Here is a 16445-nt window from a genome sequence, read left to right as displayed (position 1 = left end):
GGGTTACGGCGGTTATGGCGGAGGGGAAACGCCCGGTTACATTCCGAACCCGGAAGCTAAGCCTTCCAGCGCTGATGGTACTGCACTCGGGAGGGTGTGGGAGAGTAAGACGCCGCCGGACATCTTCGCCCGGTCGGTGAGTGCAGGAACGGGTCACCCGGGCAGACCGACGAATCCCCTAGAAGACACCCAAGGTCAGTCAGAGGCTGAGTCAGACCGGCCGGGTGACCCGCTCCTACATCCTCACTGTCAGAGGTACTGGCGGAGGAACTGCAGTTCGAGGGCGAGCAGCCGTTCGGCGGTGCCACCGGCGGCCATGTGGGTGGCGCCGGTCAGCGGGATCACCGAGTGGGTACGGCCGGCGGCCAGCAGCGCGGCGGAGAGCCGCAGGGTGTGCGCGGCCACCACGTTGTCGTCGGCCAGCCCGTGCAGCAGCAGGATCGGCCGGACCTCGTCGGGGTCGCGTACCGGTTCGGCGGCGAGTTCCAGCAGTGAGTGGTGGGCGTACACCTCGGGGCTGTCGGCCGGCATCCCGAGATAGCGCTCGGTGTAGGCGGTGTCGTAGAGCGTCCAGTCGGTGACCGGGGCACCGGCGATGGCACACCGGAACAGGTCGGGCCGGCGCAGCGCGGCCAGCGCGGCCAGCCAGCCCCCGAACGACCAGCCCCGGATCGCCACCCGGCCCAGGTCGAGGTCGGGGTGCTTGCCGGCGAGCGCGGTCAGCGCGTCCGCCTGGTCGGCCAGGATCACGTCGGCCAGCCGCCGGTGCACCACCTTCTCGAACGACGGCGCCACTCCGGGGGTACCCCGGTTGTCGATGGTGACCACCGCGTAGCCGGCGTCGGCCCACCACTGCCGCTCCAGCCACGCCGACCGGGCGGCCACCACCTCCTGGTGGCCGGGTCCGCCGTAGACGTCGAGCAGCACCGGCAGGCGTCGGCCCGCGACGTGGTTACCGGGGTAGACCACCGCGGCCGGCAGCCGGCGGTCGGTGACGCGTTCCAGCGCGGGCCGGGGCGCGTACGGCGGGGTCGCGGCGAGCGAGCGGAGCGCGGCCACCTCCCGGTCACCCTGCCAGACCGTCCAGGTGCTGCCGGCCGCGTCGAGCGAGCGGGACTGCACCACGAGTACGTCGCCGCCGACCGTCGCGCTGTGCCAGCCCGGGTCGCCGGTCAGCCGCCGGGCGTCGATCCCGCCGGCCCCGATCGCGGTACGCACCCGGAACAGGTGCTGCTGGCTCGGCTCGCCGTCGCTCCCCTCGACCAGCAGGTCCGGGCTGCCGTTGCGGTTCGGCAGCCAGCCGACCACCCGGCGGACGTAGAGCGACGGCGGGGTGAGCAGGGTGCCGTCGGCGAAGAGGCAGCGGGCGTCGTAGCCGTCGTGCGCGAGTTCGCCGCCGACGAGTACCCGGCCGTCGGGCAGGTGTCGGGGGGTACCGGCGACCGGCTCCACCCAGCGCGGGTCGGCGAGTTCGGCGTGCACCTGCGTCTCGCCGGTACGCGGGTCGACCGCCAGCACCAGGCCGTGCTGCTGCAACCGGCGCAGTACGGTGATCAGCGGCCCGGTCTCGGCCCACTCCACCGAGACCAGGTAGGGGTAGGTCTCCCGGTCCCAGTGCACGTCGACCCAGCCGCCGTCGAGGTCGAGCAGGTGCAGGCTCACCTCGGCGTTCGGCCCGCCGGAGCGCGGGTACGCCACCGACCGCGGCGGGCTGGCCGGGTCACCGGGGTCGTGCAGGTACCAGCGGGGCAGCCGGGACTCGTCGACCCGGGCGGCCAGGATGGAGCGCCCGTCCGGCGCCCACCAGTAGCCCCGGAACCGGTCGAACTCCTCGGCCGCGACGAACTCGGCGAGCCCCCAGGTGACCCCGGCGTCCTCGCCGGCCAGCAGGGTGTCGGTGCCGTCGGAGTCCACCACCCGCAGTTGGCCGACCCGGCCGCCGTCCCCGGCCGCGTCGGTGACGTAGGCGAGCCGCTGGCCGGTCGGATCGGGCCGGGGGTCGACCACCGGGCCGGTGACGGCGACCTCGACGACGTCCCCGTGCACCAGGTCGGCCCGGAACAGCCGGCCGTCGAGGGCGAAGACCGCGATCCGGGCGGCCGGGTCGGTGGCGTAGGAGGCGATGCCGGAGGCGCTCAGCCGGAGCCGTTCGCGCAGTGCCCGCTCGGTCGAGTGCGGCGTGCCGGCCAGGTCGGTGCCGACGGCGGGTCCGGGTCCGCCGAACCCGGTCGGCTGGGCGCCGCCGGCGGCCGCCGCCAGGTCGGTGGGGTCGGCGACCGGGGGCGTACTCGTCGGGTCGGCGTCGGCCGCCGGGTCGGCGAGCAGGTCGGCGGGGTCGGCGACCAGCCGTTCGGTGCCGTCGGCGACGTCGAGCATCCAGAGCGCGTCGACCGGGTCGGTGGGGCCGCCGGAGCGGAGGAAGACGACCCGCGAGCCGTCGCTCGCCACCGTCACGGCGCGCGGCGCGCCGCGGCTGAACCGGCGGGTACGGGCGGCCAACTCCGGGTACTCCACACCGTGATCGTAGAGCCGGGCGCTCGGCGATGTGGCCGAGCCGGGCATCGCCGCCCGGTCGGGTACCGGTGGTGGTCCGATCACTCTGCGGAGGCGGCGGGCCGCTCCTGAGTAGGGTGAGCCGGTCCGGCCGCGTAGAGTTGCCCGGGTGACGAACCCGAGCGAGGTGGCCGTCCCGGCCGAGGAAACCGAGCCGTTCGGTTCCGCCGATCCGGCCCGGCCGGCCCGACGGCTGCTGCTGGTGCACGCGCATCCGGACGATGAGGCGATCGGCACCGGCGCCACCATGGCGTACTACGCGGCGGCCGGCGCCGGGGTCACCCTGGTCACCTGCACCCTCGGCGAGGAGGGCGAGATCCACGTACCGGCGCTGTACGGGTTGGCCGCCGCCGAGGCGGACCAGCTCGGCGGGTACCGGATCGCGGAGCTGGCCGCCGCCTGTGCCGCGCTCGGGGTACGCGACCACCGGTTCCTCGGCGGCGCCGGGCGGTACCGCGACTCGGGGATGATGGGGCTGCCCACCAACGACCATCCGAGGGCCTTCTGGCGGGCCGATCTCGACGAGGCGGCCGGCCACCTGGTCGAGATCATGCGAGAGGTACGCCCGCAGGTGCTGGTCACCTACGACCCGAACGGCTTCTACGGGCACCCGGACCACATCCAGGCGCACCGGGTGGCGATGCGGGCGGCCGAACTCGCCGCCGCCGAGGGTTTCGGGCCCGACAAGATCTACTGGACGGCGATGCCGAGGAGCGTGCTGGAGGCGGGTCTGGTGGCCTTCGCCGATGCCGCCGACAACCCGTTCGCCGGCACCGAGCAGGCCGACGAGCTCCCGTTCGGTACCCCGGACGAGGAGATCGCGGCCCGGATCGACGGCACCGACCAGCACGCCGCCAAGGAGGCGGCGATGCGGGCGCACGCGACGCAGATTCCGGACAACTCCTGGCTCTACTCGATCGCCAGCAACTTCGGCGGCGAGTTCATGGGGGTGGAGTACTACGCCCTGGCCGTCGGCTCCCGGGGTCCGGGCGCCGGCCCGTACGGCTGGGAGGACGACCTCTTCGCCGGGCTGCCGGTGGGGGACGCCGACCCGTCCGGGCCGGTACCGGCCGGTGACGCCCCGGCCGCCGTGGCCCCGACGCCTCCGTCCGGTACGCCGGCGGAGGCGGGCGCGCGGTGAGCCTGCCGGGCCCGACCGTGTCCATCCCGTCCGAGCTGGAGCCGGTCCCGCCGCCCGCCGAGCCGTCGGCGGCGCACCGGGCGGTCGACCTGGTGCTGCGGGTGGTCGGCGGCGTGGTCGCGGTGGTGGCCGCGGCGGTCACGGCGGTGCTGGAGCTGCTCCTGTCGATGCTCCGGGTCGGTGGGGTGTTGATCGGGGTGTCGGTGCTGGTCACCGTGCTGGCGAACGTGGCGCTGGGCTGGTTCGCGCCCCGGGTGGTGGGTCGGCGCTGGGCGCTGGCGCTGCCCGCCGTCGTCTGGTTCGCCCTGATGGTGGTCGCCGCCGGTGGCACCTCGGAGGGTGACGTGCTGATCGCCGCCGACAACTGGGTCGGACTTGTGATGATCTTCGCCGGTTCGGTGACCTTCGCGATCATGGGCTTCCGGGTGATCATGAACCCGCGCGGCCCGGAGTCGTCCCGGCCGCGCCTCTGACAGTGAGGATGTAGGAGCGGGTCACCCGGCCGGTCTGACTCAGCCTCTGACTGACCTTGGGTGTCTTCTAGGGGATTCGTCGGTCTGCCCGGGTGACCCGTTCCTGCACTCACCGACCGGGCGCCGCCGCCGCACCCAGGGCAAAACCGACCGCGAGATCAAACGCTGCCTCAAGCGCTACATCACCCGAGAGCTCTACCGACGCCTCGAAACACCACCCTCAACCACTTGACGCACCATAGGAGCGTCCACGCCGGCTCGCGGTGACCCGTCGGCCGGCGCGGGGTCAGCGCAGCAGGTCGAGTTCCCCGAGGGCCTTCCGGGCCGCCTCGGACCCCGGCTCGATGTCGTCGACCGGCGCCCCCGACCAAGCGGCCGCACAGAGCGCGGCCAGCGCGGCCATGCTCGGCCCCTCCCCGGTGAGCACCGCCGGGCCGCCGTCGGCCACCACCTGCCAGCCGGTACCGGCGGCGTCGGCGGGTTCGGCGGTCAGCCGGGCGACCCGGGCCGGGTCGAAGAGCCCGCCCAGATCGCTCGCCACGAAGTCCGGGCGGGCCGACGGCGCCGCGCGCAGCAGGTCGGCCGGCGCCGACACCCCGGTGAGGACCAGCAGACTTTCCATCCCGGCCCGGACCGCACCCTCGATGTCGGTGTCCAGCCGGTCGCCGACCGCGAGCGGGCGGGCCGCGCCGAACCGCCGGGCGGCGGCGGTGAACAGCGCCGGCTCCGGCTTGCCGACCACCACGTCGGGGTCCCGGGCCAGTGCGGTACGCACCGCCGCGACAAGTGAACCGTTCCCGGGTACCGGGCCACGGGCGGTCGGCAACGTCCGGTCGGTGTTGGTGACGAACCAGTCGGCGCCGGCCCGTACCGCCAGCGCCGCCTCGGCGAGATCCGCCCAGCCGACCTGCGGCCCGTAGCCCTGCACCACCGCCACCGGCGCGTCCTCCAGCCGGGAGACCGGGCGCAGTCCGACGTCACGTACCTCGTTGCGGAGCGCCTCCGCGCCTACAACCAGTACCGGGGAGTCCGGCGGGAAGCGGTGCGCCAGCAGTTCCGCCGCGGCGGCCGCGGAGGTGAGTACCTCCTGCGGCCGCACGTCGAGCCCCATCCCGGTGAGCAGCGCGGCGACCTCGTCGGCGCGCCGGGAGGCGTTGTTCGTCGCGTACGCCAGCGGCTTGCCCTCGGCGTGCAGCCGGCCGACCGCCGCGACCGCCGTCTCGATCGGCCGGTCCACGAGATAGACCACGCCGTCCAGATCGAAGATCACCAGGTCGTACGCGTCGACCAGCCGGCCGCCCGGCGAGGACTCGGTCACGATTCGGCGCCACGCCCCGGACGGGCAGCCGGATCGGCCCCGGCCTCGGCCTCAGCGTCGGCGTTGGCGTTGGCGTTGGCGTCTGGAGCCTCCGCGTCAGCCGCTCCGGGCTTCGCGTCCTCGACCGCCTCTGTCCGGGCGTCCTCGTCCGCGTCCACCCCCGCTTCGGCGTCCACTGCGGTCACCTCGGCGGCAGCCAGCGGCTCGTCGCCGTCCTCGTCGCCGTCGTCATCACCGTCGCCGAACTCGCCGTCGTCCTCGTCGACCTCGTCGTCGTCCTCGTCGCCGAACTCGTCCTCGTCGTCGAACTCGTCGTCGGCGTCACGATCCGCGCGGACGTCCTCGTCGTCGTACCCGTCCTCGTCGTCCTCCGGATCGGGCTCGTCCTGGTCGTCCTCCGGACCGGGCTCGTTCTCCGAGGCATCGGCGTCGGCGTCCGCCGTCGGCTCCGAGTCGTCGGATCCGCCATCGGTGGTGTCGTCGGAGTCGTCCTCGTCCTCGTCGCCCTCCAGGACGACGCCGTCGAGCTCCAACAACCGCTCGGCGGCATCGGTCTCACCGAACTCGTCCACCTCGGCGGCCCGGGCGAACCACTCCCGTGCCTCCTCCCGCCGGTCCACCGCGAGCAGCGCGTCGGCGTACGCGTAACGCAGCCGGGCGGTCCACGGTTCGGCGGGCGTGGCGGTCAGTTCGCGCACCTGGAGCATCGCCACCGCAGCGTCGCGCTGACCCATGTCGCCCCGGGCTCCGGCCGCCACGATCAGCAGCTCCACCGCCCCAGCCGGGTCCAGCGCCTCACGATCGGCGCCCCGATAGAGGTCGATCGCCCGCTCCGGGCGGCCGAGCGCCCGCTCGCAGTCGGCGAGTACGGCCAGGTGGGTCTGCCGCCCGCTCATCCTGTGGTACGTCCGCAGTTCGGCGAGTGCGGTCTGCCACTCACCCGCCCGGTACGCCGCCAGCCCGACCGCCTCCCGTACGGGCGCGATCCGGGCCGCCAGGCTCCGGGCGGCGAGCGCGTGCTCCAGGGCAAGGCCCGGATCCTCGTCGATCAGCGCTCCGGTCGCGACGAGATGCCGCGCGACCGTATCCGCGACGGGCTTGGCCAGAGAGAGCAGTTCGGCCCGGACCGCGCTGTCGAGATCCGTGGCGACGATCTCCTCCGGCAGAGCCGGACCGGAGGCTTCCCGAGCGCCGTCGCCCGGTCGGCCGGACCGCTCGCGTCGATCCGTACCCTCGGAGCGGGTGTAGCCACCCCCGCCCGCGCCGGCACCGTCCCGACCGGTCTGGCCGGTCCCCTGCCGGGGCTTCCAGTCCCGCCGGCCCTCGTCGGCACGGCCACGGTCGGCGCGGTCGCCGCCCGACCGGAAGCCCTCGCGTGCGCCGCCACTGCGCGCGTCCCGGTCCGACCGGCGGTAACCACCGCGGTCGCCGTCACGCGTACCCTCGCGGTCCCCGCCCCGGTAGCCTTCCCGGTCCGAACCCCGGAAGCCTTCCCGACTGCGGCCGTCGAAGCCGCGACGACCCGCGTCGTCGCCGAAGCGCCGCCCGCTGTCACGTCCTGCGCCGCGCTGGTCACCGCCGCCGGACGGTCCGCCACGGTAGCCACCGCCGCGACCGGCGTCGCCGCCGGAACCCGCACCCGGGCGACCCCGGTAACCACCGCTGTCGCCCCGGAAACCGCCGTCCCGCCGGTCGTCACCGCGCCGGTCGTCGTCCCGGTAGCTGCCGGCACGCGAGTCCCGACCAGCACGGCGGTCGTCGCCGGAGCCGGGCCGGGATCCGCCCCGGTAACCGCCGCTGTCGCTCCGGAAGCCGCCGCGCCGGTCGTCGCCGCCGGAGCCTCCGCTCCGACCCTGGTAGCCGCCGCGCCGGTCGTCGCCGCCGGAGCTTCCGCCCCGGTAGCCGCCGGTACGTCGGTCGTCGCCGCGCCGGGCGTCGTCCCGATAGCCGCCACCACCGGAGTCACGGTCGCCCCGCCGGTCGCCCCGGAAGTCGCCGCCCCGGCCGTAGTCGGTACGGGGTCCCCGGTCACGGTCGCCACGGCCGAAGCCGTCCCGTCCCGCTCCGGACTGGTAGCCGCCCTCGCGGTAGCCGCCGGTATCCCGGTCGCCGCCACGCGGGCCAGTTCCGGCCGGACGGTAGCCCTGGCGTCCCTCTGCACGCCCCGGGCCGAAGTCGTCTCGACGCCCACCGCCGCGGTAGCCGCCCTGCCGGTCGTCGCCGCCGCGCTGGTAGCCACCCTGCCGGGCATCGCCGCCACGCTGGTAACCACCCTGCCGGGCATCGCCGCCGCGCTGGTAGCCGCCCTGCCGGTCGTCACCGCCACGCTGGTAACCGCCCTGCCGGGCATCGCCGCCACGCTGGTAGCCGCCGCCGGAGCGGAAGCCCGCATCGCCGTCCCGACGCCCGGAGTCGCGGTATCCGCCGGCCCGAGGGCCGTCGCCGCCGGGGCTTCGGTAGCCACCGGATCGCCGGTCGTCGTCACCGAACCGCCCGCCGCCGCTCGCGCGGTCGCCACGGAAGTCGCGGTTGCCCCGGGAATCCCGGTCACCACGGAAGTCCCGGTCACCACGGAAGCCGCCGCCGCGCTGGCCGTCCCGGAAGCCGCCGCCGCGCCGGTCGTCAGCGCCGGATCGGTAACCGCCACCCGCGCGACCGTCCCGCTGGCCGGCGCCGTCACGTGGAGCTGGGCGGTCACGCCGGTCGCCGGTACGGCCGTCGGTTCGACGACCCCCACTCGGATAGCCGCCCCGGTCACCAGAGGTGCCGGACGAATCGCGGTCCCCGCGATAGGGCTGACGGCCGTCCCGGCGCGTAGAGGCGTCACGGCCGCCTTGGCGGTCCGGACGGTCGTCTCGACGGCGCGGGCGGTCTCCGCCGTGCGCTCCTGAACTCACGGGTACATCCTTCCTCATGGCGAGATCGCCGCAACACGCAGTGCAGGGCCACCCCGACCGGGGTGGCCCTGCAAACAAAGATGTCCGGCGGCGTCTTACTCTCCCACACCCTCCCGAGTGCAGTACCATCAGCGCTGGAAGGCTTAGCTTCCGGGTTCGGAATGTAACCGGGCGTTTCCCCTCCGCCATAACCGCCGTAACCCTGAGTTGTTCGGTGGTGGAGGTTCGTTATGTGGTGGTCGGGTGGTGGAGGTGTCGTGTGGCTGTTCAGGCATCACCTTAGCCCGTTGGTATCGGGGGATGCTAGCCGAACGGCTGATGTATAAAACGGGCGCACCCGACGGAAAGCCAACAAAGCATTTCGCCGATCCGGCACACCCGCGCCGACTCCCACGGGATGATTACCGCCTGTGAGCTGGGCGCGACACCGTGTGCCGGGCCGGGCGGGCCGCACCGGCGGCCGGAGCACGACATGATCCGGCCACGTCGGATCATCGAGCGCTGGGGGCTCGACCCGGAGTCCCTGCCCGGCGAGAACGAGGCACGACACGCCTCCTGGCTCGAACTCTTCTTCGACCTCGTCTTCGTCCTGGCCCTCGCCGCCGTGCAGAACCGGCTCACCGACGCGGTACCCGACGTCGACGAGATCCTCCGGACCGCCGGCCTCTTCGTGATCGTCTGGTGGGCCTGGGTCGGGCAGGCGTTCTACGACACCCGGTTCGACCCCGACGACCTCCGCCACCGGTTGGCGGTACTCGTCGGCATGATCGGAGCCGGCATCATGGCGGTCGGCGCCAAGGACGCCCCGGACACGCTGCTGCTGCCGATCGGCTACCTCGTGGTCCGCGGCACCCTGCTGGCGCTCTACCTCCGGGTACGCGGCATCGGGGCCACCGCGCGCGAACTGACCACCGTCTACCTCATCGGGTTCAGCGTGGGGCTGTCGTTCTGGGTCGCCTCCCTCGCCGTACCGGCACAGAACCGGGCGCTGCTCTGGCTGATCGGGCTGATCGTCGAACTGCTGACCCCGTGGCTCGGCCGACGCTGGCTGATCAAACACCCCGTCCATCCGGCACACCTGCCGGAACGGATCGGACAGTTCACCATCATCCTGCTCGGCGTCAGCCTGACCGACCTGATCGGCGCCGTGCCGACCCGGCCGTCGCCGGCCGTCGTCGTGGTGGCGATCACCGGATTCCTGATCCCGGCGTCGGTGTGGTGGGTCTACACCACCTTCGTGACCATGGGGCTGACCACGTCGCGGCTGAGCGCCGGTCTCGGCTACGCGACCGTGCACGGCGCGATCGGCTCCACCCTGCTGCTGCTCGGCTGGTGCCTGGGACAGGCGGTCCGCGAGGTCAGTACCGGCCGGGAGGACCTGCCGGAGATGCTGCGCCTGCTGATGGCCGTCTCGCTGGCCAGTTGGATGGTCGGCGGCCTGGCGCTGCAATGGATCGCGCTGGGCACCGTACCGCCACTGCGGATCGGGATCGCGGCGGTCGCCATCGCGCTGGTCGGCGCCGTCGCCCTGGTGCCGCCGCCGCTGGCCCTGATGCCGCTGCTCGCCCTGCTGATGATCGGCTACGCCGTGGTGGTCAGCCGGCTCATCGTCCGGTTCGCCGGGAACCGGATCGAGACGTAGCCACCCCCGACGGACCACCGGCCCGCCCGACCACCCGAACGGGCGGCCGGGCGGCCGGGCGACGGTGGGCCGGCCAGAGCGAGGTCAGGTCAGGCGGCGGGTGCGGTCGCGTACCCGTCGGGCGGCGAGGTGCGCGGCCGCGAAGCTCCGGCCGGCGGCGATCCGCAGCGGCTCCGGGACGTCGTCCAGCCCCCGGTAGAGCACCCGGAGCAGTTGCAGCCAGCTCATCAGGCCGGCGAGTTCCCCGCCCAGCGGGTCGGGGCGGCCCGCCGGGTCCACGGCCAGCGGCCCGGGGTACCCGTCGACGGCCACCTGGAGGGCGTGCTGCCGCGCGGTCAGCAGCGGCAGCAGCTCGGCGACCGGAAACGGCACTCCGGGCCGGATCTGGTAGGCGCCGAGCAGCTCGACCACCTCCCCGGCCGCCTCGGCGACGGCGGCGGCGAACCGGCGACGCTCCTCGTCGACCACCCGGGTCATGCCGTCACCTCCGCCAGCCCCAGGGCCCGCCGCAGGTGCACGCCGGTCGGCGAGCTGGCCAGTTCGACCAGGCCGCGCGGCTCGCCCTGGTAGAGCACCCGACCGCCCCGGCTGCCGCCCTCCGGCCCCAGCTCCAGCACCCAGTCGGCGTGCGCGACGACGTCCAGGTTGTGCTCGATCACGAGTACGGTCGCGGCGTACTCGTCGACCAGCCGGTCCAGTACCCCGAGCAGCCGCCCCACGTCCGCCATGTGCAGCCCGGTGGTCGGCTCGTCGAGCACGTACGCCGGGGCGCCGCCGTGCAGTCCGGTGGCGAGCTTGATCCGTTGACACTCACCGCCGGAGAGGCTGGTCAACGGCTGACCCAACCGCAGATAGTCCAGCCCGACGTCGGCGGTCGCGGCCAGTACCGGTGCGACCCGGCGGTTGCCGGCGAAGAACTCCCGCCCCTGCGCGACCGTCATCTCCAGTACCTCGCTGATGGTCCGGCCGCGCAGCCGGTAACCGAGCACCTCGTCGGAGAAGCGGCGCCCGTCGCAGGTCTGGCAGACCAGCGAGACGCCCTCCAGCGCGCCGGAGTCGGTCTGCACCACGCCCAGCCCGGCGCAGGTGGCGCAGGCACCCGAGGAGTTGGCGCTGAACAGGGCCGGGCTGACCCGGTTGGCCCGGGCGAACTCGGCCCGGACCTGGTCGGCGACCCCGGTGTAGGTGACGACGGTGGAGCGGCGGTTGGCGTGCGGCATCGACTGGTCGATGATCACCGCCTCCGGGTGCTGGGCCCGGAACGCGCCGCCGACCAGGCTCGACTTGCCCGCGCCGGCCACCCCGGCGATCACGGTGAGTACGCCCGCCGGGATGCCGAGGGTGAGGTCGCGCAGGTTGTGGGTACGCGCGCCGACGATCGGGAGTACGCCGGTCGGGGTGCGTACCGCCGCCTTCAACCGGGTGCTCCCGGTCATCGCCCGGCCCGTCGGGGTGTCCGCGTCGGCGAGCGCCTCGACACCTCCGGCGTAGACCACCCGGCCGCCCGCCGTACCGGCACCGGGGCCGAGGTCGAGGACGTGGTCGGCCGCCGCGATCACGTCCCGGTCGTGCTCGACGACCAGCACGGTGTTTCCCTTGTCCCGCAGCGTGCGGAGCAGGTCGGTGAGCCGGTGCACGTCCCGGGGGTGCAGCCCGACGCTCGGCTCGTCGAAGACGTAGAGCAGGTCGTTGAGGCTGCTGGAGAGGTGTCGGACGATCTTGACCCGCTGCGACTCGCCCCCGGAGAGGGTGCCGGTACGCCGGTCCAGGCTCAGGTAGCCGAGGCCGATCTGCACGAGGTGCCCGACCTGGGCGACCAGGGTGTCGAGCACCGGCTTCGCCGCCGGCACCTCCAGCCCGGCCAGTACCCCGAGCAGCTCCTCCGACTCCATCGCGCAGAGTTCGGCGATGTTGTGCCCGCCGACCCGGCTGGAGAGCGCCAGCGGCGAGAGCCGGCTGCCCCCGCAGGCCCGGCACGGGACGGTGGTGGTGTAGTCCGCCACCATCCGCCGGGTCCGCTCCGCCGGCTCCGCCTGCTGGTCGAGGTAGCGGCGGCGGAACTTCACCACCGCGCCCTCGTAGCTCAGGTTGAGCGTCGAGCCGGCCACCTCCAGCGGCACCGTGCCGTCGGTGGCGTAGAGCAGGTCGTCGAGTTCCCGCTCCGAGTACGCCGACACCGGCTTGTCCGGGTCGAGCCGGCCCGACGCGGCGAGCAGGTGCCAGTCCCGGCTGCCCACCTTGAAGGTCGGGGCGAGCAGCGCCCCCTGGTTGAGCGACCGGGTGGGGTCGAGGAAGGCGGCCAGGTCGACGTCGGTGATCTCGCCGAGGCCCTCGCACTCCGGGCACATCCCGGCGGCCATGTTGAACGAGAACGCGTCGGGGTAGCCGACGAACGGCTCGCCGACCCGGGCGAAGAGCAGCCGCAGCAGCGGGGCGATGTCGGTGATGGTGCCGACGGTGGACCGGGGCCCGCCGGTCAGCGGTCGCTGGTCGATCGCGACCGTCGCCGGCAGGTGCTCGATCAGGTCGACGGCCGGCCGGGCCGAACTCGGCATGAAGGTACGGACGAACATCGGCAGCATCTCGGTCATCTGCCGCTGGCCCTCGACGGCGATCGTCTCGAAGACCAGCGACGACTTCCCCGACCCGGAGACGCCGGTGACGACGGTCAGCCGGCGCTTGGGGATCTCGACGTCGACGGCCGCGAGGTTGTGCTCGCGAGCCCCGGTGACCCGGATCCACTCGGTGACCGGCGCACCCTGCCCGGAAGATTGGACGACCCCGGAAGATTGGACGACACTCATTCCCTCAACTCTATCGTTGAACTTCCATCTTAAGAGTTGACGAAGGGGCCACGATGTCAGCGGGGCTGAAAGTCTCAACTCCCGGGTCAGGGCGGCGGGAAGCGGCGGCGAGGGGCAGGAAGCTAGGCGAAAGCCGGGAAGCGGCGGCGGGCGGCCGGTGGCGGCGGTCCTAGTCCCGGAACGGGGTGACCGGCAGCCCGGCGACGCCGGGGTCGGCCCGGAAGAGCGCCCCGGCGGCCGGCTCCGGGTCCTCCAGGCCGAGCCGCGAGGTGGTGATGTAGAGGTCGCGCAGCTCCGGCCCGCCGAAGGTGCAGGCGGTGACCTGGCCGGCCGGCACCGCCAGCCGTACGTCGAGTCGGCCGTCCGGCGCGTAGCGGCGTACCTCCCCGCCGCCCCAGAGCGCGACCCAGACCCCGCCCTCGGCGTCCACGGTCAGCCCGTCGGGTGCGCCGTCGGCGGACTCGATCCGGGCGAACGGCCGTCGGCCGGTCAGCACGGGCTGCTCCGGGTCGTAGTCGAAGACGTCGATGCGCTGGGTCGGGGTGTCGACGTAGTACGCCAGGGTGCCGTCGGGTGACCAGGCGATGCCGTTGGAGATGGTGACGTCGGAGAGCACCCGCCGGGCCACCAGGTCGGCGTCGAGCCGGTAGAGCGCCGCCGCACCGGGCCGGGTGTCGTACGCCATCGAGCCGCAGTAGAACCGGCCGGCCGGGTCGCAGCCGCCCTCGTTCATCCGCAGGTCAGGATCGGTCCAGAGGTCGGGCAGCCGGCGTACCGTGCGAAGTTGCGGGTCGGTGAGGACGAACCCGCGCTCGACGGCGACCAGATAGCCGTCGCCGGCCCGGGGCCGGACCACCGCCGCGACGCTGTCGACGTGGTGCCGGTCCACCCGGTCCGTACCCGGCGTCATCGTCAGTACGTCGCCGGCCAGCATGTCCACCCACAACAGCCGCCCCGTCCGGGGATCCCAGACCGGTCCCTCGGCATGCTCGCAGCACGGATCCGTCACCTGCGTCGCGTCCACCACGTCGCGCTCCTTTCGACAGCCCCGATCATGTCAGCGCGGTACGGCCCGATCACGTCCGCGCCGGTACGGCCGATCGTGTCAGCGCGGTACGGCGCCGACGGTGGCGATGCCGTCGGATATCTCGGCGGTGCTGCTGGCGGCGTAGCCGAGCACCAGGCCGGGCGGGCCGGGACGTTGCCGGTGCCAGGTGAGCGGCTGCACCTTGACCCCCCGGGCCAGTGCCGCGGTCGCCAGCGCGACGTCGTCGACGGCGCCGGCACCGTCCGGGAAGGTGATCATGAGGTGCAGTCCCGCCGCCGCGCCGTGCACCACGGCGTCCGGCAGGTGGGTACGGATCGCCGCGATCATCGCGTCCCGGCGGCGTACGTGGCGACGGCGCAGGAACCGCAGTTGCCGTTCCAGCGCCCCCGACCCGATCAGCTCGGCCAGGACCAGTTGCGGCAGTGCGGCGTTGCCGAGATCCGCCGTCCGCTTCGCGTCGACCAGGGCGGCCCGGTACCGGCTCGGCGCGAGCAGCCAGCCCACCCGCAGGGCCGGGGCGAGCAGTTTGGAGACGCTGCCGGCGTAGCAGACCTGTTCGGGCAGGACCGCCCGCAGCGCCGGTACGGGTGGCCGGTCGTACCGGTGCTCGGCGTCGTAGTCGTCCTCCACGATCAACCCGCCGCCGGCCGCCCAGCGCATCAGCTCGCGCCGCCGGGCACCGTCCAGCACCACCCCGGTCGGGAACTGGTGTGCCGGGGTCAGCATGACCGCCGGGGCGCCGCTGGCGCGCAGCTCGTCGACGCGCAGCCCACCGGCGTCGACCGGGATCGGCGGCGTCGCCAGACCCCAGCTCCGCAGTTGCTGCCGTACCCCGAGCGACCCCGGGTCCTCCACCGCCACCGTCCGTACCCCGTCGGCGTGCAACACCTGGCCGAGCAGGGTCAGCGCCTGCGCGACCCCCGCCACCACCAGCACGTCGTCCGGGTCGACCGCAATCCCCCGGGTCCGGGCCAGCCAGTGCGCGACGGCCAGCCGCAGCTTCGGGGTACCCCTCGGGTCGCCGTAGCCGAAGTCGCCGGGCGTCAGGTCGTGCAGCACGGCGCGTTCGGCCCGCAGCCAGGCCGCGCGCGGAAAGGCGGCGAGATCGGGTACGCCGGGCGTCAGGTCGATCCGGGCCGGCGCGGCGCGGAGCGAGTCGAACATGTCGGGGCGGGGATCGGTGCCGAAGAGTCCGGGGGCCGGTACCGGGGTGCCGGTCGACCGGGACGGCACGGCCGGCGCGTCGAGCGGGGCGGAGACGACGACGGTCCCGCCCCGGCCCCGGCCGGCCACGTGTCCGTCCTCGACGAGTCGCTGGTACGCCTCGGTGACCACGCCCCGGGAGACGCCCAGCTCGGCGGCGAGTACCCGGGTCGCCGGCAACCGGCCGCCCACCGGCAACCGGCCGTCCGAGATCGCCACCCGCAGCCGGGTGGCGAGCCAGTCGGCCCGGCCGCCGGCCGGCGCGTCGCCGATGTCGAGCTGGAGGAAGTCGGAGCCGGCAATGGACCGGTCGGCTGCTTCCTGTTTGGCCCTGTCCATCAGGCCATTGTGCCGGGCAGAGTGAGTGCACCGACGCCGCCGCAGGCCGGCGGAGAGCGCGCACGACGACGGGGTGAGACGTGTACTTCCAACACTCGGCCGAGATCTGGTCCGACCATCCGGAGTTGGTGGCCGGGGTGGTCGCCGCCACCGGCCTCGCCCGGAACGCCGACCCGGCGGTCGACCCGGTGATCGCCGGGTTCACCGCCGCCGCCGCGACCCGCCTCGGTGCGGGACCGGCCGCCGAGCAGCCCGAGATCCGCGCCTGGCGCCGGGCCTTCGCCCGGATGGGGCTGAAGCCGACGCAGTACCGGTGTGCGGCGGAGGCGCTGCTCCGACGCTTCGCCCGGGAGGGTTCGCTGCCCGGGATCCATCCGCTGATAGACCTCTGCAACGCCGCCTCGCTCGCCTTCGCGATCCCGGTCGGGGTCTTCGACGTCACCCGGATCGCCGGGGGCCTGGAGGTACGGCCGGCCGACGGCACGGAGACCTACCTGACCTTCTCCGGCGAGTCGGAGCAGCCGGCCGTCGGCGAGGTCGTCTTCGCCGATGCCGACGGTCGGGCCCACGCCCGGCGCTGGACCAACCGGCAGAGCGGCTACTCGGCGGTCCGGGAGGGGACCGACGAGATCCTGATCGTCGTCGAGGCGTTGCACGGGACCGCGTCGGCCGACGTCCCGAAGCTCACCGCCGCGCTCGCGGACGAACTGGCCGCGCTCTGGTCGGTCGAACCGACGACCGCGATCCTGAGCCGGGAGAGCCCGCGATTCGACTTCGGCACCTGAGGCCGCCGGCTCGGGGGCGGCGGGTCCGGCACGTACTGTTCCGGAGACGACGAATGGGCCAGCCCCGGGGTGGGGCTGGCCCATTCGGTCGTGCGTTATGCGGAGTATCCGCGTTCGGCGGCCCAGTTGGCGAGGGTGATGGTGCTCATCCAGTACTCGCTCTGGTTCGGGTTCGCCCGCCCGGTCGGTGAGTGCAGGAACGGGTCACCCGGGCAGACCGACGAATCCCCTAGAAGACACCC

The 16445-nt window shown here is 73.8% G+C and carries 11 protein-coding genes and 2 rRNA genes; 5 read left to right on the top strand and 8 right to left on the bottom strand.

The genetic code is table 11. The features are described from left to right. Nucleotides 1-4 precede the first annotated feature (4 nt). A 5S ribosomal RNA gene (gene rrf / locus C6361_RS36390) occupies nt 5-121 on the top strand. Nucleotides 122-249: 128 nt separating this feature from the next. On the opposite strand, the gene C6361_RS36385 is transcribed toward rrf (C6361_RS36390), so the two are convergent. Then, a complete protein-coding gene (locus C6361_RS36385) occupies nt 250-2514 on the bottom strand; it encodes a prolyl oligopeptidase family serine peptidase (RefSeq protein WP_107271404.1) in 2265 nt (754 codons plus the stop codon). Nucleotides 2515-2680: 166 nt separating this feature from the next. On the opposite strand from C6361_RS36385, the gene mshB reads away from it, so the two are divergent. Both mshB and C6361_RS36375 read left to right on the top strand, forming a co-directional pair. Next, nucleotides 2681-3694, top strand: a complete 1014-nt coding sequence (mshB, locus tag C6361_RS36380; RefSeq protein ID WP_107271403.1) for an N-acetyl-1-D-myo-inositol-2-amino-2-deoxy-alpha-D-glucopyranoside deacetylase — start codon at nt 2681-2683, stop codon at nt 3692-3694. Further along, a complete protein-coding gene (locus tag C6361_RS36375) occupies nt 3691-4167 on the top strand; it encodes a hypothetical protein (protein WP_369931050.1) in 477 nt (158 codons plus the stop codon). The genes mshB and C6361_RS36375 overlap by 4 nt, the downstream gene beginning before the upstream one ends. Nucleotides 4168-4453: 286 nt before the next feature. On the opposite strand, the gene C6361_RS36370 is transcribed toward C6361_RS36375, so the two are convergent. The 3 genes from C6361_RS36370 to rrf (C6361_RS36355) form a co-directional block, all read right to left on the bottom strand. Continuing rightward, nucleotides 4454-5485 (bottom strand): HAD-IIA family hydrolase, encoded by a 1032-nt coding sequence (locus C6361_RS36370; protein WP_199853170.1) that lies wholly within the window; start codon nt 5483-5485, stop codon nt 4454-4456. Beyond that, a complete protein-coding gene (locus tag C6361_RS39410) occupies nt 5482-8382 on the bottom strand; it encodes a hypothetical protein (protein WP_369931048.1) in 2901 nt (966 codons plus the stop codon). Before C6361_RS39410 ends, C6361_RS36370 begins: the two co-directional genes overlap by 4 nt. Nucleotides 8383-8464: 82 nt before the next feature. Beyond that, nucleotides 8465-8581: ribosomal RNA gene (gene rrf, locus C6361_RS36355) — 5S ribosomal RNA — on the bottom strand. Nucleotides 8582-8854: 273 nt separating this feature from the next. Here rrf (C6361_RS36355) and C6361_RS36350 point away from each other — a divergent pair. Next, complete coding sequence (locus C6361_RS36350; RefSeq protein ID WP_159079648.1) at nt 8855-10024, top strand: low temperature requirement protein A; 1170 nt, start codon at nt 8855-8857, stop codon at nt 10022-10024. 84 nt (nt 10025-10108) lie between these two features. Here C6361_RS36350 and C6361_RS36345 read toward each other — a convergent pair whose 3' ends face one another. The 4 genes from C6361_RS36345 to C6361_RS36330 all read right to left on the bottom strand — a co-directional run bounded on the left by C6361_RS36345 (nt 10109) and on the right by C6361_RS36330 (nt 15418). After that, entirely contained in the window at nt 10109-10501 is a 393-nt protein-coding gene (locus C6361_RS36345) for a hypothetical protein (protein ID WP_107270608.1), read from the bottom strand. Further along, nucleotides 10498-12828, bottom strand: coding sequence for an excinuclease ABC subunit UvrA (locus tag C6361_RS36340; RefSeq protein ID WP_107270607.1), 2331 nt, complete (start codon nt 12826-12828; stop codon nt 10498-10500). The genes C6361_RS36345 and C6361_RS36340 overlap by 4 nt, the downstream gene beginning before the upstream one ends. Nucleotides 12829-12997: 169 nt before the next feature. Continuing rightward, on the bottom strand, nt 12998-13855 hold the full coding sequence (locus C6361_RS36335) for an SMP-30/gluconolactonase/LRE family protein (RefSeq protein WP_107270606.1): 858 nt from the start codon (nt 13853-13855) through the stop codon (nt 12998-13000). 78 nt (nt 13856-13933) lie between these two features. Next, on the bottom strand, nt 13934-15418 hold the full coding sequence (locus tag C6361_RS36330; protein ID WP_107270605.1) for a PLP-dependent aminotransferase family protein: 1485 nt from the start codon (nt 15416-15418) through the stop codon (nt 13934-13936). A gap of 80 nt (nt 15419-15498) precedes the next feature. Between C6361_RS36330 and C6361_RS36325 the strand changes: the two genes are divergently transcribed. Then, nucleotides 15499-16203: a B3/4 domain-containing protein gene (locus tag C6361_RS36325; protein ID WP_107270604.1), complete on the top strand. Its 705-nt coding sequence runs from the start codon at nt 15499-15501 to the stop codon at nt 16201-16203. Nucleotides 16204-16445: the final 242 nt, after the last annotated feature.

It is taken from the genome of Plantactinospora sp. BC1 (genome assembly GCF_003030345.1).
Lineage (GTDB): Bacteria > Actinomycetota > Actinomycetes > Mycobacteriales > Micromonosporaceae > Plantactinospora.
The sequence above is the reverse complement of the archived record's forward strand: the minus strand, read 5'-3'. Positions and strand labels throughout refer to the sequence as shown.

What these genes read in the sequence shown, in the direction of transcription:
- C6361_RS36345 (WP_107270608.1), bottom strand. Translation starts at nt 10,501, where the DNA reads ATGACCCGGGTGGTCGACGAGGAGCGTCGCCGGTTCGCCGCCGCCGTC.
- C6361_RS36330 (WP_107270605.1), bottom strand. Translation starts at nt 15,418, where the DNA reads ATGGACAGGGCCAAACAGGAAGCAGCCGACCGGTCCATTGCCGGCTCC.
- C6361_RS36350 (WP_159079648.1), top strand. Translation starts at nt 8,855, where the DNA reads ATGATCCGGCCACGTCGGATCATCGAGCGCTGGGGGCTCGACCCGGAG.
- C6361_RS36340 (WP_107270607.1), bottom strand. Translation starts at nt 12,828, where the DNA reads ATGAGTGTCGTCCAATCTTCCGGGGTCGTCCAATCTTCCGGGCAGGGT.